22 protein-coding genes are annotated in these 17870 nt (G+C 70.6%); 10 read left to right on the top strand and 12 right to left on the bottom strand.

Features of this window, described 5'->3' with window-relative positions; translation table 11 throughout:
- The first annotated feature begins 152 nt into the window (after positions 1 to 152).
- Both AB0N07_RS18360 and AB0N07_RS18355 read left to right on the top strand, forming a co-directional pair.
- Positions 153 to 581: an ATP-binding protein gene (locus AB0N07_RS18360; protein ID WP_365836127.1), complete on the top strand. Its 429-nt coding sequence runs from the start codon at positions 153 to 155 to the stop codon at positions 579 to 581.
- Between the two features lie 46 nt (positions 582 to 627).
- Positions 628 to 891 carry a hypothetical protein gene (locus AB0N07_RS18355; RefSeq protein ID WP_365836125.1) on the top strand — a complete coding sequence of 88 codons (264 nt, stop codon included), beginning with the start codon at positions 628 to 630 and terminating at the stop codon, positions 889 to 891.
- Positions 892 to 947: 56 nt separating this feature from the next.
- On the opposite strand, the gene AB0N07_RS18350 is transcribed toward AB0N07_RS18355, so the two are convergent.
- Positions 948 to 1556, bottom strand: coding sequence for a helix-turn-helix domain-containing protein (locus AB0N07_RS18350; RefSeq protein WP_365836123.1), 609 nt, complete (start codon positions 1554 to 1556; stop codon positions 948 to 950).
- A 139-nt stretch (positions 1557 to 1695) separates the two neighbouring features.
- Between AB0N07_RS18350 and AB0N07_RS18345 the strand changes: the two genes are divergently transcribed.
- Entirely contained in the window at positions 1696 to 2409 is a 714-nt protein-coding gene (locus tag AB0N07_RS18345) for an SDR family oxidoreductase (RefSeq protein ID WP_365836121.1), read from the top strand.
- A 118-nt stretch (positions 2410 to 2527) separates the two neighbouring features.
- Here AB0N07_RS18345 and AB0N07_RS18340 read toward each other — a convergent pair whose 3' ends face one another.
- The 4 genes from AB0N07_RS18340 to AB0N07_RS18325 are packed head-to-tail and all read right to left on the bottom strand — an operon-like array spanning position 2528 to position 4501.
- A complete protein-coding gene (locus AB0N07_RS18340) occupies positions 2528 to 2773 on the bottom strand; it encodes a hypothetical protein (RefSeq protein WP_365836119.1) in 246 nt (81 codons plus the stop codon).
- 7 nt (positions 2774 to 2780) lie between these two features.
- The gene (locus AB0N07_RS18335) at positions 2781 to 3032 is read right to left on the bottom strand and encodes a hypothetical protein (protein ID WP_365836117.1); all 252 of its coding nucleotides are present in this window, start codon (positions 3030 to 3032) and stop codon (positions 2781 to 2783) included.
- A gap of 3 nt (positions 3033 to 3035) precedes the next feature.
- A complete protein-coding gene (locus tag AB0N07_RS18330; protein WP_365836115.1) occupies positions 3036 to 4172 on the bottom strand; it encodes a WXG100 family type VII secretion target in 1137 nt (378 codons plus the stop codon).
- On the bottom strand, positions 4169 to 4501 hold the full coding sequence (locus tag AB0N07_RS18325; protein WP_365836113.1) for a type VII secretion target: 333 nt from the start codon (positions 4499 to 4501) through the stop codon (positions 4169 to 4171). Before AB0N07_RS18325 ends, AB0N07_RS18330 begins: the two co-directional genes overlap by 4 nt.
- Before the next feature lie 220 nt (positions 4502 to 4721).
- On the opposite strand from AB0N07_RS18325, the gene AB0N07_RS18320 reads away from it, so the two are divergent.
- Entirely contained in the window at positions 4722 to 5069 is a 348-nt protein-coding gene (locus tag AB0N07_RS18320) for a DUF1330 domain-containing protein (protein WP_365836111.1), read from the top strand.
- A gap of 13 nt (positions 5070 to 5082) precedes the next feature.
- On the opposite strand, the gene AB0N07_RS18315 is transcribed toward AB0N07_RS18320, so the two are convergent.
- Positions 5083 to 6264: an acetyl-CoA acetyltransferase gene (locus tag AB0N07_RS18315; protein WP_365836109.1), complete on the bottom strand. Its 1182-nt coding sequence runs from the start codon at positions 6262 to 6264 to the stop codon at positions 5083 to 5085.
- A gap of 88 nt (positions 6265 to 6352) precedes the next feature.
- On the opposite strand from AB0N07_RS18315, the gene AB0N07_RS18310 reads away from it, so the two are divergent.
- Together AB0N07_RS18310 and AB0N07_RS18305 are read left to right on the top strand one after the other, a co-directional pair.
- On the top strand, positions 6353 to 7597 hold the full coding sequence (locus AB0N07_RS18310) for an acyl-CoA dehydrogenase family protein (RefSeq protein WP_365836107.1): 1245 nt from the start codon (positions 6353 to 6355) through the stop codon (positions 7595 to 7597).
- Complete coding sequence (locus tag AB0N07_RS18305; RefSeq protein WP_365836105.1) at positions 7594 to 8058, top strand: nitroreductase family deazaflavin-dependent oxidoreductase; 465 nt, start codon at positions 7594 to 7596, stop codon at positions 8056 to 8058. The genes AB0N07_RS18310 and AB0N07_RS18305 overlap by 4 nt, the downstream gene beginning before the upstream one ends.
- A 46-nt stretch (positions 8059 to 8104) precedes the next feature.
- Here the strand turns inward: AB0N07_RS18305 and AB0N07_RS18300 are convergent, their stop codons facing one another.
- The gene (locus AB0N07_RS18300) at positions 8105 to 8725 is read right to left on the bottom strand and encodes a LysE family translocator (protein ID WP_365836103.1); all 621 of its coding nucleotides are present in this window, start codon (positions 8723 to 8725) and stop codon (positions 8105 to 8107) included.
- Between the two features lie 82 nt (positions 8726 to 8807).
- Between AB0N07_RS18300 and AB0N07_RS18295 the strand changes: the two genes are divergently transcribed.
- A complete protein-coding gene (locus AB0N07_RS18295; protein ID WP_365836101.1) occupies positions 8808 to 9260 on the top strand; it encodes an Lrp/AsnC family transcriptional regulator in 453 nt (150 codons plus the stop codon).
- 96 nt (positions 9261 to 9356) lie between these two features.
- Here the strand turns inward: AB0N07_RS18295 and AB0N07_RS18290 are convergent, their stop codons facing one another.
- Positions 9357 to 9992 (bottom strand): TetR family transcriptional regulator, encoded by a 636-nt coding sequence (locus AB0N07_RS18290; protein ID WP_365836285.1) that lies wholly within the window; start codon positions 9990 to 9992, stop codon positions 9357 to 9359.
- 135 nt (positions 9993 to 10127) lie between these two features.
- On the opposite strand from AB0N07_RS18290, the gene AB0N07_RS18285 reads away from it, so the two are divergent.
- Positions 10128 to 10874, top strand: a complete 747-nt coding sequence (locus AB0N07_RS18285; protein ID WP_365836099.1) for a VOC family protein — start codon at positions 10128 to 10130, stop codon at positions 10872 to 10874.
- A gap of 210 nt (positions 10875 to 11084) precedes the next feature.
- Entirely contained in the window at positions 11085 to 13433 is a 2349-nt protein-coding gene (locus AB0N07_RS18280; protein ID WP_365836097.1) for a serine/threonine-protein kinase, read from the top strand.
- Positions 13434 to 13570: 137 nt separating this feature from the next.
- Here the strand turns inward: AB0N07_RS18280 and AB0N07_RS18275 are convergent, their stop codons facing one another.
- From AB0N07_RS18275 to AB0N07_RS18265, 3 genes are read right to left on the bottom strand one after another with little or no spacing between them, the layout of a single operon-like run.
- The gene (locus AB0N07_RS18275) at positions 13571 to 14341 is read right to left on the bottom strand and encodes an enoyl-CoA hydratase/isomerase family protein (RefSeq protein ID WP_365836095.1); all 771 of its coding nucleotides are present in this window, start codon (positions 14339 to 14341) and stop codon (positions 13571 to 13573) included.
- The gene (locus tag AB0N07_RS18270) at positions 14338 to 14754 is read right to left on the bottom strand and encodes an OB-fold domain-containing protein (protein WP_365836093.1); all 417 of its coding nucleotides are present in this window, start codon (positions 14752 to 14754) and stop codon (positions 14338 to 14340) included. The genes AB0N07_RS18275 and AB0N07_RS18270 overlap by 4 nt, the downstream gene beginning before the upstream one ends.
- Before the next feature lie 2 nt (positions 14755 to 14756).
- The gene (locus AB0N07_RS18265) at positions 14757 to 15905 is read right to left on the bottom strand and encodes a lipid-transfer protein (RefSeq protein ID WP_365836091.1); all 1149 of its coding nucleotides are present in this window, start codon (positions 15903 to 15905) and stop codon (positions 14757 to 14759) included.
- Between the two features lie 92 nt (positions 15906 to 15997).
- On the opposite strand from AB0N07_RS18265, the gene AB0N07_RS18260 reads away from it, so the two are divergent.
- The gene (locus tag AB0N07_RS18260; RefSeq protein ID WP_365836089.1) at positions 15998 to 17560 is read left to right on the top strand and encodes a FadD3 family acyl-CoA ligase; all 1563 of its coding nucleotides are present in this window, start codon (positions 15998 to 16000) and stop codon (positions 17558 to 17560) included.
- Between the two features lie 71 nt (positions 17561 to 17631).
- Here the strand turns inward: AB0N07_RS18260 and AB0N07_RS18255 are convergent.
- Positions 17632 to 17870 (bottom strand): hypothetical protein (locus AB0N07_RS18255; RefSeq protein WP_365836087.1); only part of this gene is annotated, 239 nt, incomplete at its 5' end.

Genomic DNA, 17870 nt, shown 5'->3' with positions numbered 1-17870 from the left:
GGGCAGCGCCCCCGAGAGCGCATCACTCGATCGAGTGGACGACTGAATGTATTCACTTGGTCTGGTTGCATGTGCGCTGAATGCGGCCGTAGCTTCGTGAAGACGCCACACCAGAGCAAATCTTGACGGAAAGTCAGGAGGCTGGCACCTCTATGCCCGAAACCGAAACCTTCCGCATCCCCAAGCACAGAAGGCACGTCCCCGCCGCACGTCAGAGCGTCAGCAAGACGCTCGCAGACTGGGGGATCACCGACGAACTCGCCGATGACGTCACCCTCGCGGCGAACGAGCTCGTGACCAACGCCGTGACCCACTGCCGGGTCTCCTGCGCCCAGATCAAGGTCACCCTCACGCTTCGGGAGCCGTACCTCTTCCTGGAGGTCCACGATCCCGACCGGGACCGGATTCCCGAACCGCGGGACTCGGCTCCCGACGCCGAAGGCGGGCGCGGGCTCGCCCTGGTGGGGCTGCTGGCCCACGGCTGGGGGCACGGGCAGCTGCCGTACACGAAGTGCGTGTGGGCGCGGTTCATGCTCCCGGAGCGGCCGGAGAGGCCAGGCCATGTTCCGGCAGCTTTATGAGCGCGCGGCCCGCCTGCTCAGTCGGTCACGAGCCAAGAGCCGCCCCATGCCGTACGACTGGAACCTCGCGGCGGAGCCACGCGCACCGGACCCGTACGTCTGGCGGCTTCCGGGCCCGTACGACGCCCGCTGGCGCCGCTGGGCCAGGCGCAACCGGGCGGCCGGTTTCCGGCTGGCGCTTCCGGGCGACGAGGAATGCTGGCACATCCCCACGCGCTCCGGCACCGGCATGCCTCTCTGGGAAGCCGCCGACGACGTGGTTCGGCCGTACGTACCAAGTGGTCGGCTCCGGAAGTCCTTCGAGGGCTGACTCGAGCACTCGTCTTGGTTCCGTCCATGGTTTCCGGGCCGGCTGGCCACTGCGGGTCAGCCGCGCACCGCAGCCATGCACTCGTCGTACAGGGCCATGATTTCGCCCTTGCCGTCGTTGGCGACCCACGTCATCGACGCGGCATCCAGGCATGCGAACGCCGTCGCGATCACCGCGCGGGCCTTCGCGCCCTCGTTGCCGGTGGCTGCGTCCATACGGGTCTCGATGAGCGGCAGCAGGTTCTCCTGGAACCGCAGTCGCTTTTCGAGCCAACCGGCACGCAGCGAGGCGGTGTTGTGCAGGAGACGGAACCGCTCCAGGGCCTGCTCGCGGCTGTCGTGCAAGGCCAGTACCGCGGCAACCCCTGCGCGCAGGGCCTCCCAGACGCCGGCTTCGGCGGGCTGTTCGCTGATCGTGTCCATCAGGACCTGTCCGAACCGGTCCTGGCCGCCGCCGAGAAGGTCCTCCTTGGTGCCGAAATAGCGGAAGAGGGTGCGCTGGGAGACTCCGGCCTCCCGGGCGATCTGGGCGATGGTCGTCTCGTCGTAGCCCTGCTCGGTGAACAGACGCAGAGCCGTATCGAGGATCTCCTGAGAAGCCAGCTGCCGTGTCCGGTCCCACAGCGTGGTCGGTGCACGCGTCACTGACTTGGCTTCCTGCTTCATGCCGCCAGGTTAGCCCAGCACTGCCAGGCGGACACTCACATAAGGTCTGGCAGTCACTGCCAAACTATCGTACGCTGCCAGTGGTGGTGATGGTGGCGCAGCACCGCCCGCTGCCCAGAAGTACGCAAAGGAGCGCATCATGCCTGCACCCACAGCTTTGATCACCGGTGGAACCAGCGGCATCGGCAAAGCGACCGCCGAACTACTCCACTCCCGCGGCTACCGCGTGATGGTCACTGGCCTCGGCAATGTCGCCGGCGCCGGACTTCCCGAGGACGTCACGGCCGTCCGGGCCGACGCACGGTCCCTGCCGGACATCGACCAGGCGATCGACCAGGCAGGCCGACAACTCGGCTCCCTCGACCTGCTCTTCCTCAACGCGGGCATCTCCCGCCCCGGCCCGATCGAATCCACCGACGAAGCCGCCTTCGACGCTCTGTTCGACATCAACGTCAAGGGAAACTTCTTCACCCTGCAAAAGGCGTTGCCGCTCCTCAACAAGGGCGCCTCGGTCGTGTTCACCGTGGGCGACGCCGAAGGGCTCGGGGCCGCGATGACAGCGGCCAAGGGCGCTCTGCTGCCCCTCATGCGCTCCCTTGCGCTCGAACTCGCCCCCCGCCGCATCCGCGTCAACGCGGTCAGCCCGGGAATCATCAACACCCCTGCCTACAGCAAGCTGGGTATCTCCCAGGAAATGATCGACTCCTGGGTCCGGGACGTCCCGCTCGGCCGCATCGGCGCCCCCGCCGACATCGCCGAAGCCGTGGCCTTCCTCGCCTCCGACGCGGCCGGCTACATCACCGGCGACAACCTCACCGTCTCCGGCGGTATCGGTGTTCACTCCAACGCCTGACGAGAAGGGGTCGCAGTGGACGGACTGCGGATCACCGCAAGGTGGGTCGTGAACGGATGACGGGGGTTCGGGGTCGAGGTGGCCGCAAGTCTCATCTCGCCGGGCCCGTCGTGCACTGTCACAACAGCCCGAAGCCCCAGCCGGCGATGGCAAGACCGATCGCGAGGATCACCGGCCCGAGAACGTAGTTGCCCAACTTCTTCTGATCGCTGACGCGCCAGAGAGCGACGGTCAGGGCGGCGCCGATGACGACGATCAGGCAGCCGCCGACCCCGAGGAGTGCCCAGAAGAAGCCGGCCCAGGTGGCGGGGTGGTCCGGGTTCGGGGTCGAGGTGGCCGCCAGTCTCATCACGTCGCCGCTCACGTTCGGTTCACCACAGCCACACGCCAAGGGCGGCCACAGCGAGGCCGATCGTGATGGTCACCGGCCCGATCGCGTAACCGGCCCACTTCCGTCGACCTACGAGGTCCCGCACACCGACGGACATGGCTCCACCGACAAGGACGATCACGAACCCCGCGAGCATGACGAGCGCCGCAAAGAAGGGGAGCCAGCCGGGGTCGTAGTTCGGGTTGTTGTGTGCGACCCCGGCAAGGAGCACGCCCCCCAGCTCACCGTGCACGAATCACTCGCTCGCTTTCTTGGCGTCCTTGACCAGGTCCTGGGCATCCGACTCGATGCCGGAGCCCGCCGCGTAGACCGCCGTGTTGAGGCCGGTGCCGGCGGAGTTCTTGTATGCGGCGTCGGCGAGCCTGCCCCGGTCGCTGAGGTGTTCACCGCCGAGGCTGCCGCCTTCCTCCATGTGGTGGAAGTGGGCGTCATTGGCGGCGTTTCCGGTCGCTCCGGTCAGCGCGTTCGTCGCCGCGTCCCATCCGATCGTCGCGCCGTCCTGGCGGTTCCACACGTCAGCCGTGAGGCCGCCGCTGATGTTGCCCAGCGAGCCGTTGAGCGCGCTGCCGACCCTGCCCTCGCCGCTGAGGACCTTGCCGACCGCGCCCGTCAGGTTTGCGCCCTCGGCCAGCGCCCCGCCGCCTGCGGTGAATGCGGCCGTGCCCAGGGCCTCCTTGCCGCCGGTGGAGAAATCCTTGCCCACCGTGATCGGCTGCCCGGTGAGCGCCTGGTTGAGCATCGCGCTGCCCGAGTCCGCCACGAAGTTCGTGACGAAGCTCTCGGCGCCCTTCTTGAGGAACTTCGCGGCGAACTCGGCCACCTTCGCCAGCTTCGCCGCCCCTTCCTCGCTGAGCGCACCGAACCGCTCCAGCAGCGCCGCCACCTTCTCCGCCGCCGAGCTGAACAGCTTCACCAGGTCGAAGATCTTCGCGACCCGCGTGGCCACGGCCGTGTTCGCGACGAGGTCGGAGAGGAAGCCGGTGAAGAAGGAGAGCGCCGCGCCCGCGATCTCCATCTCGGCGATCTCGACGCAGATGTCGATGATCTCCTCGTTGATCTTGTCGATCTCGTCGGCGTACGCCCGCAGCCCGTCGGCCACCTGGTGGAAGTTGTGCGCGACGTCGTCGATGACGCGCTTCTGCTCCGCCCAGTGCTTCTCGAAGGCATCGCGGGCCTCACCGTGCCAGCCCTGCTTGTCGACGCCCTGGATTTGCACGTCGAGGGCGTGCGCGACCTCTGTCAGCTCGTTGCCCATGGTGTCCCAGGCACCGGCGATCGTGCGGAGCGTGTCGCCGTTGCCGCCCGGGAGTTCCACCCCGCAGGCCTGCAGGATGTCCAGAACCTTGCCGTCGATCCAGCTGTTGATGCTCACGCCGGGCCTCCCGCGGGCTGGGTCGCGGCACGGAGGTGGTCGACGGCGGTCTGGTCCGAGTTCTTGTAGTTGGTGGCGTTGAGACGCAGGCGGTCGCCGTCGCTGGTGAGCACCCCGGGCAACTGCCCGAGCGCCTTGAGGGTGCCGTTCAGCAGCGTCTGGTACTTCTGCGCCGCGCCGTCGCAGGCGCCGAGCAGGCCGAAGGCCTCTCCGATCTGGGACGCCGACGCCGCGAAGGCGTCGACCGGCTTCGCCAGGTCCTTCGCTTCCCTGTCGAACTTCCCGGCTAGTTCGTTCAGCGTGTCCGGGTCGACACCGAACTGGCTCATTCCCGCTCCCCCGTTGTTGAGTGCACAGACAGACACCAGCACTACCGGAGGCGGTGATCCACCGGGAAGGGCTGTTTGCGGGTTCCGGATGCGAAGATGGCGCGCCCTTTGCCTGAGACACCGGAGACCGCTTACCTCTCAGGTCATCGACCCCGCCGCGCCCGCCTGCCACGATCGTCGGCATACGGACCCCGACCGACCGGAAGGACGCCAACACACCATGACCGCCTACGCGATAGCCCACCTGCAGGAAGCCGCCCCGCACCCGGAGATCGCCGAGTACATCGAGCGCATCGGCGCGACCTTCGAACCGTACGGCGGCCGTTTCCTGGTGCACGGCGCGCAGCACGAGGTGAAGGAGGGCAGCTGGCCCGGGCACGTCGTGGTGATCGGGTTTCCCGGGATCGCCGAGGCGCGGGCCTGGTGGGACTCACCGGCGTACCAGGAGATCGCGCCGTTGCGCTCGCGGCACATCGACGGCGACATCATCCTGGTCGAGGGTGTCCCCGGGGACTACGACCCTGCCTCCACCGCACGTGCGATGCGCGAAGCCCTGCCTGCCCAGTAGCCCCAGCCGCCTGTCACCTGCCCAGCACCACCGTCCCGGAGGAGCAGAACCAGCCACCGGTGCCGGAGGCCACGCCCAGCCGAGGCACCTCCCCAGCCCGCCCGCGGACCTGCCTCGCCCCCGCCTCGCCCCGCAGCTGCCGTACCGCCTCCACCAGCAGGAACAACCCCCGCATCCCCGGGTGTTGGGCCGAGAGCCCGCCGCCGTCCGTGTTCACCGGCAGCTCCCCGCCCTCGACCCTCAGCCGCCCCTTCTCCACGAACGCACCGCCGTCCCCCTTCCCGCAGAACCCGAGATCCTCCAACGTCACCAGCGTCATGTAGGTGAACGCGTCGTAGATCTGCGCGAAGTCCATCTCCTCCGCCCGCACCCCCGCCCGCTCGAACGCCAGCCGGCCGCTCACCGCCGCAGGCGACACCGTGAAGTCGGGCCACTCCGACATCGCGGCGTGCGAGACGTGCTCCCCGGTGCCGAGCACCCAGACCGGAGCGGTACGGCAGTCCCGTACGTACTCCTCGGCGGCCAGCAGCACCGCAGCCCCGCCGTCGGAACGTATGCAGCAGTGCAGCTTGGTGAAGGGGTCCGCGATCACCGGCCCGGAGAGGACCTCGTCCACGGTGATCGGGGTGCGGAACATCGCGTCCGGGTTCAGCGCGGCGTTCGCCCTCGCCTGTACGGCGACGGACGCCAACTGCTCGATCGTCGTGCCGTGTTCGATCATGTGGCGGCGGGCCGCCATCGCGTACTTGGCGATCAGCGTGTGGCCGTACGGCACCTCGAACTGCAGCGGGCCCCGCGCGCCGAAGGAGAGGTTGCCGGTGCGGCGGCCCGCCTTGATGTCCGCGCGAGCCGTCGAGCCGTATGCCAGCAGGACCGCGTTCGCGTGGCCCGCCGCTATCGCGTCCGCCGCGTGGGCCGCCATCACCTCCCAGGTCGAACCCCCGACCGCCGTGGAGTCGACCCAGGTGGGGCGCAGGCCCAGGTACTCGGCCACCTCGACGGGCGCGAGGGTGCCCGTGCCCGCCGACGCGAAGCCGTCCACCACCTCGCGGGCCAGTCCCGCATCGGCCAGTGCGCGGCGCGCCGCCTGGGCGTGCAGGGTGTACGGGGTCGCGTCGTCCACGCGGCCGCAGTCGGAGAGGGCCACGCCGACCACGGCGACTTTCCGGCTCAGGTGCGTCGTCCGGGGAGTCATGAGCGGCCTCCTGCCTCTGTGCATATCGTTCCGTCGCTCCTAATATGACGGACCGTCAGATCTTCAGGGAAGAGAGTGGGGGACAGCCATGGACGCCGGCTTCACGGCCGAGCAGGACGGGATCCGCCGCACCCTGCGCGAACTGCTCCGCAAACGCTGCGGCCCCGCGGAACTGCGCGCCGCCCTCGACACCCCCGCCGGACACGATCCGGCCCTGTGGACCGCCCTCGCCGACCAGCTCGGCCTGGCCGGACTCGCCCTCCCGGAGGCGTACGGCGGAGTCGGCTGCTCGGCCACCGAACTCGCCCTGGCGGCCGAGGAGTCGGGCAGGACCCTTGCCCCCTCCCCGCTCCTCGCGACCTGTGTGCTCGCCGCACCCCTGATCCTCGCCCTCGGCACCGACGCCCAGCGCGCCGCCCTGCTGCCCCGCATCGCCGACGGCACCCTCACGGCCGCCCTCGCCCTTCCGGGCGCCGCCCTCGCCACCGCCCTCGCCCTCACCTCCGCGGGCGACGGCGACTGGGCGGGCGGCGGCCGTGCGGGAGGCGTCCAGGCCCGGCGGGCGGGCGAAGGCTGGCGGCTGTACGGGCAGGCCGACCAGGTGCTGGACGGCCACAGCGCGCAGCTCCTGGTGGTCGCCGCCCACACCGGCGGTTTCGCCCGCTCGCGCACCCTCCTCTTCCTCGTGCCGGGGGACGCCGCCGGGCTCGTACGCGTACGCCAGACCGCGCTCGACGCGACCCGCCCGCAGGCCCGTGTTCAACTGCGGGACGTGGCAGCCGAGTTGCTGGGCGTGGAAGGCGAGGGCGATGTCCTCGACACCCTCTCCGCCGTGGGTGACACGGCCGCCGCCGTGCTCGCCTGCGAAGCCGTCGGGGCCGCCGACCACGCACTGGAGCGGACCGTCGAATACGTCAAGCAGCGCGAGCAGTTCGGCCGGGCGATCGGCTCCTTCCAGGCCGTGAAGCACCGGCTGGCCGACGTGTACGTCCAGGTCCAGGCTGCGCGCTCGGCCGCCTACTACGCAGCCTGGGCCACCGCCCACGAATCAGGAGGTGTGGTGCGAAGCGCCTCTTTGGAAGGGCGGTGGCGGGAGACGGGTGGGCGGGTGGCCGGGCTCGCCCTCGCGCAGGCGCTGGAGGCGCTGCGCGGTGCCGCCGCCGAAGGGATCCAGTTGCACGGCGGCATCGGTTTCACCTGGGAGCACGAGGCGCATCTGTACTTCAAGCGCGCCGCGGGCGACGAGCTGCTGTTCGGGCCGGTGCACCGGCTGCGGGCGCACGCCGCCGACGCGGCGCATCTCTTCGAGCAGGGTCGCGAGGTGGCGGTGTGATCGGCGAACGGCTGGTGCAGAAGGTGTCCTCGACGAGGGGCTTCGCGAAGGTGGCGCCGCACGTCGTGCCGCCACTCGACAAGGCCGTACACCGCCTGACGCGCGGAAAGTACCTGCTCAGCGCACAGATGCTGCCCGGAGTGATCCTGACGTCCACGGGTGCGCGAAGCGGCCTCCCACGTCGTACGCCCCTCGCCTGTATGCCGGAGGAGGGCGGCTGGCTCCTCATCGGCTCCAACTTCGGCCGCACCGACCATCCGGCCTGGACGCACAACCTCCTCGCCCGTCCCGACGCCGAGATCAGCTGGAAGGGTCAGGACATACCGGTCACGGCCCGACTGCTGGAGGGTGAGGAGAGGGCGGCGGCCTGGAAGGCGTTGTTGGCCTTCTGGCCGCCGTATGCGACGTATCAGGCCCGGGTGGAGCGGGAGATACGGGTGTTCAGGGTTGCGCGGCGCTGACCACCGACGGCTCGGCGGAGCCGCAAACCGGTACAGCCGGGGCGTGCTACAAGGTCGCCAACCGCTGCACCAGCAAAAACGCCCCGATCCCCAGCATCGCCGCCCCCGATGTCCGCGTCACCGCGCGGGCCGCGGACGGGCGGGTGCCCAGGACGGCCCGGGCGCCCAGGCCGACCGTGAGGTAGACGGCGGCGCAGCTCACCATGTGGAGCAGGCCGAGGGTGGCGGTCTGGACGGGGACGGGCAGGCCGCCGTGGGTGGTCAGGAACTGGGGCAGCAGCGAGAGGTAGAGCAGCAGGCCCTTGGGGTTCAGGCCGCTGATCGTCGCGCCGCGCAGGAAGACGCGGGCGCGGGAGACCTCGGCGGGTTCGTCCGTAGGGCCGGGGCTGCCCGGGCGGCGCAGCACTCCCCAGCCCAGCCACACCAGGTACCCGGCGCCCACCACCGTCAGCGCGGTCAGCAACCGTGGCTCGCCCGCCACCAGCACCGCGAGGCCCGCCACCGCCAGCGCCGTGTGCAGTGCGTATCCGGCGACCAGACCGCCCACCGCCCAGCCGACACAACGGCCGCGCAGCCCGGCCGAGATCGCGTACGCCCAGTCGGCACCCGGCACGCACACCAGCAGCAGGTCGAGGGCGAGGAAGGAAAGCAGCAGTCCGGTGTTCATGCGAGCGACATTAGGCTCGAATGCCTCGAAAGTGTTCCCGGATTTTGCTCGACACCTCCTGCTTCATGGAAAGATCTGCCCCATGGACGACGTGGATCGGAAAATCCTTGCCGAGCTGCAGCAGGACGGGCGGCTGACCGTGACCGAGTTGGCCGGGCGGGTGCGGCTGAGTGTCTCGCCGTGCCATCGGCGGCTGCGGGAACTGGAGCGGTCGGGGGCGATCAGCGGGTACCGGGCGGTGGTGGAGCCGACCGCGGTGGGGCTGACCTTCGAGGCGCTGGTCTTCGTGTCCATGCGGCAGGAGGACCGGGACACGGTCGCCGGGTTCGAGCGGGCGCTCGCGGACATCCCCCATGTCCTGGATGCGCAGCGGCTGTTCGGTGAGCCCGACTATCTGCTGCGGGTGGCCACCGCCGACCTCGCCGCCTTCCAGCGGCTGTACGACGAGCGGCTGGCGACGCTGCCGGGAGTGCAGCGGCTGACGTCGACGCTGGTGATGAAGCATGTGGTGCGGGACCGTCCGCTGCCCGCATAGCGCAGCAGGCGGCGGCTCACCGTCGGGTGAACCACCGCCTGCCAGACAGGACTTGGGCCTGGAAAAAGAGATCTGTGAAGAGATCCGTGGAGAGACCTATTTCGTCGGCTTCTTGCCAGTCACGCCCAGGTGCACCAACAGCGCGAGATTCGGCTTGAGTTCGGCCTGCTTGACGCCCCAGGTCTGGAATCCCTTCTGGTGCGAGGCGACCGCCGCGAGCATCGCGACCAGTGAACCGGCGACCGCCGCCGGGTTCACGTCCTTGTCGACCCTTCCCTTGGACTGCAGTTCGGAGATCGAGTCGGTGAGGGAGTTGTTCACCGAGTTGAGGATCTTCATGCGGATCTTGTAGAAGCGTTTGTCGCCCTCGGCCGCACCGAGGTCGACGACGCGCAGGATCGCGTCGTTCTTGCGCCAGAACTCGAGGAAACCGTCCACGAGTTCCTGCGCGGTCTGCCAGCCGGCCTTGCCGACCCAGGAGCGGCCTTCGAGAAGCGCGGTCAACTGGCCGCCCTCGGTGGCCATTTGCTCGGCGATCTCCAGGACGGCGCCCTCGACGTCCGGGAAGTACTGGTAGAAGGTCGCGGGCGAAGTCCCTGCTTTCCGGGCGACATCGATGACTTTGACGTCCCGGTAAGGGGAGGAGCTGAGCATCTCGCTGAGGCAGTCGAGCAGCTTCTGCCGGGTCGCCTGCCCACGCCGGCCGGCCACGCGGCCGTCGACGGTACGCACTTGTCCTGTCATGTCGTCAGCTTACCGAGGGGTGATGGGAGCGCGATTCGGCCGACTGCAAATGGGGTGCACGAGAGGGCGGAGACTGGTGTGCCTGGTCCTGCGGGGTGCGTGAGTCGCCGATAGTTTGGCGGTATGGCCGAAAACAGGGCATCCGCGTACGGAGAGGGCGTCCCGTGCTGGGTGGACGCGCAGCTTCCCGATGTGGAGGCGGGCAAGCGGTTCTACGGCGAGCTCTTCGGGTGGACCTTCGAGGACCGGCCGGAGGTGCCCGGCGGCTTCGTCTGGGCCCGTAAGGAGGGGGAGCCGGTCGCCGCGCTCGCGCGCAAGACGGACGGGCGGCTGCCCACCGTGTGGACCGTGTACTTCGCGACGCCGGACGCCGAGGCGCTGGCCGACCGGGTCTGGGCGGCCGGCGGGCAGGTCGTCACGGCGCCCACGCCGGTCGCGGAGCTGGCCACGGCCGCACTGGTCACCGACCCCGAGGGTGCCGTCTTCGGCCTCTGGGAGCCGGGCAGTCACCCCGGCTTCGGCAGGCGGCACGAGCCCGGCACCTTCGCGTGGGCCGAGCTGTACGCGCGGGACGTGGAGGTCGCCAACACGTTCTACGGCGATCTCTTCCACGACGCCCTGTTCGGGCCGGACGCCAGGCCCGACTTCGGGCGGGCGGCCGTCTCGGAGGTCTTCCCGGCCGAGATGCCGCCGCACTTCCTGGTGCATTTCGGCGTCGAGGACTGTGACGCGGCACTCGGGACGGTGAGTCGTCTCGGGGGTCGGATCTGGGCGCCAGTATTCGAGACGTCGTACGGAAGGGCGGCCGTCGTCACCGACAATCAGGGGGCGTCGTTCGCGGTGCTGGAACGACGCAAGCAGACCGACTGAAAACTGCTGAAATAGACCGACTGAAACAGATCGTGCGGTGAAACATACCGTTTTGCGGTGAGGCATCCCGACTCGGTCCCGGGTTCGCAACCAGTGCCCGGGACAGGAAGAATCAGGGTGCGTGCCGCCATGGCGGTGCGGTGGTGAGACGCTGCACGGGGTCGCGTAGAGATGTGGCCGGCGCGGCCCGTACGGGGAGGTGGCAGGCAAGTGGTGGATCAGCTGACACAGCACGATCCGCGGCGTATCGGTCCGTTCGAGGTGCTGGGGCGGCTCGGTGCCGGCGGCATGGGGCTGGTCTATCTCGCACGCTCGGCGTCCGGCCGGCGCGTGGCGATCAAGACCGTCCGTACGGAGCTCGCCGAGGACCAGTTGTTCCGCGTCCGCTTCTCGCGCGAGGTGGAGGCCGCCCGGGCGGTCTCCGGCTTCTACACGGCGGCCGTGGTCGACGCCGACGCGCGCGCCGCCGTGCCGTGGCTGGCCACCGCGTACGTGCCCGCGCCCTCCCTCGAAGAGATAGTGAACGAGTGCGGGCCGCTCCCGGCCCAGGCGGTGCGCTGGCTGGCGGCGGGTGTGGCCGAGGCGCTGCAGTCGATCCACGGCGCCGGTCTGGTGCACCGGGACCTGAAGCCCTCGAACGTGCTCGTGGTCGAGGACGGCCCCCGGGTGATCGACTTCGGTATCGCGTCCGGCGTCTCGAACACTCGTTTGACGATGACGAACGTGGCGGTGGGTACGCCCGCCTACATGTCGCCGGAGCAGGCGAAGGACTCGCGGTCCGTGACCGGGGCGAGCGACGTCTTCTCGCTCGGCTCGATGCTGGTCTTTGCGGCCACCGGGCACCCGCCCTTCCACGGCGCCAACCCGGTCGAGACGGTCTTCATGCTGCTGCGGGAGGGTCCGGACCTGGAGGGGCTCCCGGACGAGCTGCGCCCGCTCATCGAGTCCTGCATGCAGATGGAGGCCACGGGCCGCCCCAACCCGGCCGACCTCCAGGCCCAGCTGGCTCCGCATCTCTTCGGCTCCGGCACCGACGACAGCGGTACGGCCTCGGCCTGGCTGCCCGAGCGTGCGGTGAGCCTGATCGAGGCGCGCCGCAACGGCCGCCCGGCGACGAAGCCGGGCCAGGGCGGCGGCCGCAGCGGGGGCGGCGCGCGCCCCGCCCCTGTACCGCCACCGCCCTCGCACGACCCCGTCGTACCGGCATCCCCCGTGTCCGTCGGCGCCCCCGACACCGGCCCCGTCCGGCTGGCCGGCGCCCAGGTGCCCATCGGGCCGGGACCGCGGGTCTCCGACGTCCGCGCCGCCGCCGTGAAGGCGCCTCCTCCGGAGGCCGCCCTGGCCGCCTCCTGGTCCAAGCCGCGCCCCGGAGTCAACGGCGCCGATCCTGTCGTACCCACGGCGCTGCCCGCCTCGCCGGAGGCCGCGGCAGGCTGGCGCCCCTGGCGTTTCCGCATGTCGAACGACGTATGGGGCACCCCGTCCGTCTCCGGCGACCTCGTCTACGTCACCTCCTTCGAGGTACACGCCCTGGACGTGGCCACCGGCCGCCGGCGCTTCAAGACGCGGGACGTGGCCTGGTCGATGGCGGTCGCCGACGGCCGTATCCACGCCTCCGACGGGCCGACGCTGTTCGCCCTGGACTGCCGTGAGGGCGCCGACCTGTGGCGGCTGTCCACGGACGCCTGGGTGTACTCCCTCAAGGCCGACCGCGGCACCGTCGTCACCGGCACCCGCGGCGGCGGCGTCCAGGCCTGGGAGGCCTCGAACGGCCAGAAGCTGTGGGAACTGACCGGGGCGCAGACCGACTTCGAGTCCCCGGAGGCCGGGCCCGCCGTCCACGAGGGCACGGTCTACGTCTGGCAGGACGCCCGGCTGCGCGCCCTGGACGCCCGCACCGGCAAGGAGCGCTGGTCCTACCCGATCGGCGACGCGGCCTCCTGCGGCGGCGTGCCGGTACGGGTGACGCAGGCGCCGGACGGATACGTGTACGTCTCCGCCGGCACCCGGGTCCTGGCGATTGACGTGGCGAGCGGCCGTGTGAAGTGGCACTTCGAGGCCCCCGCGGTCTTCCTGTGCCCGCCCACCTTCGCGCCCGGCCCCGCGGTCACCGGCGGCGGCATCTACCTGGTCGACTACCTCGGCACGGTCTACGCCCTCGACGCCACCGACGGCCGCGACCGCTGGCGCATCGCCACCGAGTCCCGGGCGTCGATCGACCCCGTTCTGGTGGCCGCCGGGCACGTCCACGTCGGCAGCGGCAAGGGCCTGTACACCCTGGACGCGGTCACGGGCACACCCAAGTGGCGCTTCCAGGCGGGCGGCGACATCGTCGGCGCCCCCGCGGTGGCGGAGGGCCGCATCCACTTCGGGTCCACCGACCACCTGCTCTACACCCTGAAGGCCGACGACGGCCGGCTGCGCTGGAAACTCGCCACCGGCGGCGAGATCACCGGCTCCCCGGTCGTCAAGGACGGCGTCGTGTACGCGTGCAGCAAGGACCGCTGCGTGTACGCGCTGGACGCGGAGAAGGGGACGGGGACCGCGCGGCCCGCATGAGCTGCGGGTGACGGCCGTCGTACCGGTGTCACGGAAGGTGTGGACGGCGGCCGTCCCACCTAGACGCTACGCCGGGTGCGCGGCGGTCGCCACGCGGTGACACACCCGTCCCGTACCACCAGCCCCCGGGGGGCGACTCAGCGTGTTCGGAACGACCTCCTGCGCCCGGCGAACAGCTCCGCCTGCCGTTCCGCCGGGAGATTCCCGAGCGCGACCAGATGGGCCGCCTGCGCGAACCCCGGGGCGACGGCGCTCTCCCGCGCCGCCCACAGGGCCCGCACGGTCCCCTGGACGCCCTCCGCCGGATACCCGGCGATCACGGTGGCGCACTCCGTCGCGGCTGCCAACGCCCCGCCTGGCTCGGTGAGTTCGGAGACGAGCCCGAGCTCGTACGCCCGTCGGGCCCCGATCCGTTCGGCCGTACCCATCAGCATCATCCGCGCCACCTCCCCGTACGGCATGCGCTGCGCCAGGAGCACGGACTCGTAGGCGCTGACCATGCCGTAGGCGGTGTGCGGGTCGAAGAAGGCTGCGGTGGTGTCGGCGACGACGAAGTCCGACTCCCCGAGCAGGTAGAAGGCGCCCCCGCAGGCCATGCCCTGTACGGCGGCGATGACCGGCTTCCACAGGTCGTTCGCCTTGGGGCCGACGCGCAGGAGCGGATCGTCGGCCATGTAGGGGGAGTCGGGCTGCGGGACGACGGCGCTCCGGTCGAGGCCCGTGCAGAAGGCGCGCTCACCGGCGCCGGTGAGGACGACGGCGCGCACCGAGTCGTCGAACCGCAACTCCCGCCAGATCTCCCGCAGTTCGTCCCGCATGGCCAGGTCGACGGCGTTGAGCCGCTCGGGCCGGTCGAGGGTGACGACCGCGACGCCGGTGTCCTTGTCGGTCAGCACCTTCACGTTCATGAGCGCTCCTGAACCCACTGCGGAAGGCCCTCACCGTCGAACACCACCTGCACCTTGGCACCGATCCGGATGCGCCCGGCCGGCACCGAGTCGAGGCGCGCACCGGCCTCGGCGACGAGGTTGCCGACGAGACGGATGCGCGGGGCGTCGGTGAGCTCCACGACGATCACGTTGTACGGGGCCTGGTCCGCGTAGTCGGACAGGAGCGGCGGGTGGGGCACGACGTACGACCAGATGCGCCCGTGACCGGCGACCTCGCGCCATTCGCTCGCGAAGGACTGGCAGTGCGGGCAGCAGGGCCGGGGCGGGAAGCGGAGCTCACCGCAGTCGGCGCAGGCCTGGACGCGGAGTTCGCCCTGGCGGGCGTAGCCCCAGAAAGGGGCGCCGTCGGAGTCGACGACGGGATCCAGCATGGTCAGCTCCTCAGCAGAAGGGCGGAGGTGGGGACGCCTTCACCGGCGGTGACGAGGCAGGTGGCGGCGTCCGGGACCTGGGCGGTGCTGGTGCCGCGGAGCTGCCGTACGCCTTCGGTGATGAGGTTGAACCCGTGGACATAGGCCTCGCTCAGCCCGCCGCCACTCGTGTTGAGGGGCAGTCGGCCGCCGATCTCCAGGGCCCCCTGCTCGGTGAACGCCCCGCCCTCGCCACGGCCGCAGAAGCCGTAGCCCTCCAGGGAGAGCGGTATGAGCGCGGTGAACGCGTCGTAGATCTGGGCGACGTCGACGTCCTGGGGTGTGAAGTCGGCGTGTTTCCACAGGTGCCGGGCGGCGGTCCAGGCGGGGCCGGTGAGCGGGTCGTCGTTCCAGTAGTTGACCATGCCGTGGTGCTGGGCGGGCAGGCCCTGGGCGGCGGAATGAACGTAGACGGGCCGTCGTCTGCAGTCGCGCGCCCGCTCCGCCGACACCACCACGCACGCCAGCGCTCCATCCGTTTCGAGGCAGTTGTCGAAGAGGCAGAGGGGCTCGCTGATCCAGCGCGAGGTCATGTACATCTCGCGGGTCAGCGGCCGCTCGTACATGACCGCGGCCGGGTTCTGGTTGGCGCGGTTACGGCAGGCGAGGGCGACGTTGAAGAGGTGGTCGCGGGTCGCGCCGTACTCGTGCATGTAGCGGCGCGTCAGCATGGCGATCTCGTCCGCGGGGCGCAGCAGGCCGAAGGGACGGGTCCACTGGGCGGGAGTGGGCAGTTGGACGGTGGTGTTCTGCCACGGGCGGGGGCCGCTGCCCCGTTTGCGTGAGCGCCAGGCGACGCCGACCGTGGCCTGACCGGCGGCGATGGCGGCGGCGAGATGGGCCACGGTGGCGCACGAACCGCCTCCCCCGTAGCCGACCTTGCTGAAGAAGGTGAGGTCACCGAGGCCGACGGCCTTCGCGAGCTCCACCTCGTCGGTCTCCTCCATGGTGTAGGAGGCGAGCGCGTCGACCTCGCCGGGCGCGATACCGGCGTCGTCCAGGGCGGCGAGGACGGCACGGCAGGCGAGGGTCCGTTCGTCCTCGCCGAGGCGTTTGGCGAAGGGGGTCTGCCCGATGCCGACGATCGCGGTGGCGTCCTTGATTCCGGCCATGCTGGTGCACCTCCGCATGCTGTCCCCTCAGCTGACAGGGCGTCAGGCTACAGCTAATCTGACGGGTAGTCAGCTAGTAGTAGGGGGCTGTTGTGCGCGGTGACGTGGAGTGGGGCAGCATTCCGGGACTCGTCCGGTCGGCGGCCGAGCGGTTCGCGGACGCAGAGGCGGTGGTGGAGGGCCGTACCCGGATCTCGTACGCCGAACTGGGCGCCCGCGTCGAACGGTCGGCGGCGGCCTGTGTCGCGGCGGGCATCGCGCCGGGCGACCGGGTCGCGATCTGGGCCCCGAACTCGCCGGCCTGGATCGTGGCGGCGCTGGGCGCGGTGTCGGCCGGGGCGGTGCTCGTGCCGGTCAACACGCGCTTCAAGGGGGCGGAGGCGGCGGACGTGCTGCGCAGAAGCGGCGCGCGGCTGCTGTTCGTGACGGGGGCCTTCCTGGGGACCTCGTATGTGGCCTCGCTGCGGCGGGCGGTCGACCGGGGGCCGGGGCTGCCGGCTCTCGACCAGGTGGTGGTGCTGGCGGACGACGCGCCCGAGGACTTCCGTTCCTGGAAGGACTTCCTCGCGGGCGGGGACGGCGTCGGACCGGCCGAGGTGCGGGCGCGTTCGGCGGCCGTGGACGGTTCCTGGCCGTCGGACATCGTCTTCACGTCCGGTACGACCGGCCGTCCCAAGGGCGCGGTGATCACGCACGCCCAGACGTTGCGGGCGTACGAGATCTGGTGCGATCTGGCGGGGCTGAGGCAGGGCGACCGCTACCTCATCGTGAACCCCTTCTTCCACACCTTCGGTTACAAGGCCGGAGTCCTGGCCTGTCTGATGCGCGGCGCGACGATGATTCCCCAGCCGGTGTTCAACATCGAAACCTGCCTCGCGAACATCGCGGCGGAACGGGTGTCGGTGCTGCCGGGCCCGCCGACCCTCCACCAGTCCCTGCTCGACCACCCCGCCCGCGACGCCCATGACCTCTCGGCGCTGCGGCTGGTGGTGACGGGCGCGGCGGTGGTGCCGCTGCAACTCGTGGAGCGGCTGCGTGGGGAGCTGGGCGTGGAGACGGTCCTGACGGCGTACGGCCTCTCGGAGGCCAGCGGCATCGTGACGATGTGCCGGCGTGGCGACGACCCCACGGTGATCGCCTCGACCTCCGGCCGGGCGATCCCCGGCACGGAGGTACGGGTCGAGGCCGAGGTCGGCGAGCCCGGCGAGGTCCTGGTCCGCGGCTTCAACGTCATGCGCGGCTACTACGAGGACGAGGCGGGCACGGCGGAGGTCCTGACGCGGGACGGCTGGCTGCGGACGGGGGACGTGGGTGTCCTGGACGCCGAGGGGAACCTGCGGATCACCGACCGGATCAAGGACATGTTCATCGTCGGCGGCTTCAACGCCTACCCGGCCGAGATAGAGCAACTCCTCGGCCTGCACCCGGATGTGGCCGACGTCGCGGTGATCGGCGTACCGGACGCGCGGCTGGGCGAGGTCGGGAAGGCGTACGTGGTGCGCCGTCCGGACTCCTCGATGACCTCGGACGACCTGATCGCCTGGGCCCGGCGGGAGATGGCGAACTACAAGGTGCCGAGGTGGGTGGAGTTCGTGGCGGAGCTGCCCCGGAACGCGAGCGGGAAGGTGGTGAAGGGGGAGCTGCGCAGACCCTGACACACCTCGGCCGCGGCAGCTCCCCTCCGGGCTGCCGCGGCCGATCCCCCTGGGGAGGAAGGACTTGGGCCTCAGGCCTTCTGGTCCGTGGCGTGCAGGTTGTCCGGCGTGACGGTGGCGGTGCCGCTGTCCGCCTTGAGCGGGTTCACCCCGGTGAGCGGTTCGCTCGTCGCGTGCAGGTTGTCCGGGCTCACCTCGGTGCCGTCCTCGACGTCCGTGGCGTGCAGGTTGTCCGTGGTGTTCTCGTCGCTCATGACGACTGCCTCCCCTGACAGTTCGGGTGTCTTGATGTGGCGGCCGGCCCGGCGGC

The sequence above is a fragment of the Streptomyces sp. NPDC051172 genome (genome assembly GCF_040682555.1).
In the GTDB taxonomy this organism is placed as follows: Bacteria; Actinomycetota; Actinomycetes; order Streptomycetales; family Streptomycetaceae; genus Streptomyces.
Note: the sequence above shows the minus strand (reverse complement) of the source record. Positions and strands in the feature narration are given on the sequence as shown.

What these genes read in the sequence shown, in the direction of transcription:
- AB0N07_RS18265 (WP_365836091.1), bottom strand. Translation starts at nt 15,905, where the DNA reads ATGGCCGGAATCAAGGACGCCACCGCGATCGTCGGCATCGGGCAGACC.
- AB0N07_RS18350 (WP_365836123.1), bottom strand. Translation starts at nt 1,556, where the DNA reads ATGAAGCAGGAAGCCAAGTCAGTGACGCGTGCACCGACCACGCTGTGG.
- AB0N07_RS18320 (WP_365836111.1), top strand. Translation starts at nt 4,722, where the DNA reads ATGACCGCCTACGCGATAGCCCACCTGCAGGAAGCCGCCCCGCACCCG.
- AB0N07_RS18285 (WP_365836099.1), top strand. Translation starts at nt 10,128, where the DNA reads ATGGCCGAAAACAGGGCATCCGCGTACGGAGAGGGCGTCCCGTGCTGG.
- AB0N07_RS18360 (WP_365836127.1), top strand. Translation starts at nt 153, where the DNA reads ATGCCCGAAACCGAAACCTTCCGCATCCCCAAGCACAGAAGGCACGTC.
- AB0N07_RS18310 (WP_365836107.1), top strand. Translation starts at nt 6,353, where the DNA reads ATGGACGCCGGCTTCACGGCCGAGCAGGACGGGATCCGCCGCACCCTG.
- AB0N07_RS18300 (WP_365836103.1), bottom strand. Translation starts at nt 8,725, where the DNA reads ATGAACACCGGACTGCTGCTTTCCTTCCTCGCCCTCGACCTGCTGCTG.
- AB0N07_RS18315 (WP_365836109.1), bottom strand. Translation starts at nt 6,264, where the DNA reads ATGACTCCCCGGACGACGCACCTGAGCCGGAAAGTCGCCGTGGTCGGC.
- AB0N07_RS18275 (WP_365836095.1), bottom strand. Translation starts at nt 14,341, where the DNA reads ATGAACGTGAAGGTGCTGACCGACAAGGACACCGGCGTCGCGGTCGTC.
- AB0N07_RS18345 (WP_365836121.1), top strand. Translation starts at nt 1,696, where the DNA reads ATGCCTGCACCCACAGCTTTGATCACCGGTGGAACCAGCGGCATCGGC.
- AB0N07_RS18295 (WP_365836101.1), top strand. Translation starts at nt 8,808, where the DNA reads ATGGACGACGTGGATCGGAAAATCCTTGCCGAGCTGCAGCAGGACGGG.
- AB0N07_RS18325 (WP_365836113.1), bottom strand. Translation starts at nt 4,501, where the DNA reads ATGAGCCAGTTCGGTGTCGACCCGGACACGCTGAACGAACTAGCCGGG.
- AB0N07_RS18270 (WP_365836093.1), bottom strand. Translation starts at nt 14,754, where the DNA reads ATGCTGGATCCCGTCGTCGACTCCGACGGCGCCCCTTTCTGGGGCTAC.
- AB0N07_RS18355 (WP_365836125.1), top strand. Translation starts at nt 628, where the DNA reads ATGCCGTACGACTGGAACCTCGCGGCGGAGCCACGCGCACCGGACCCG.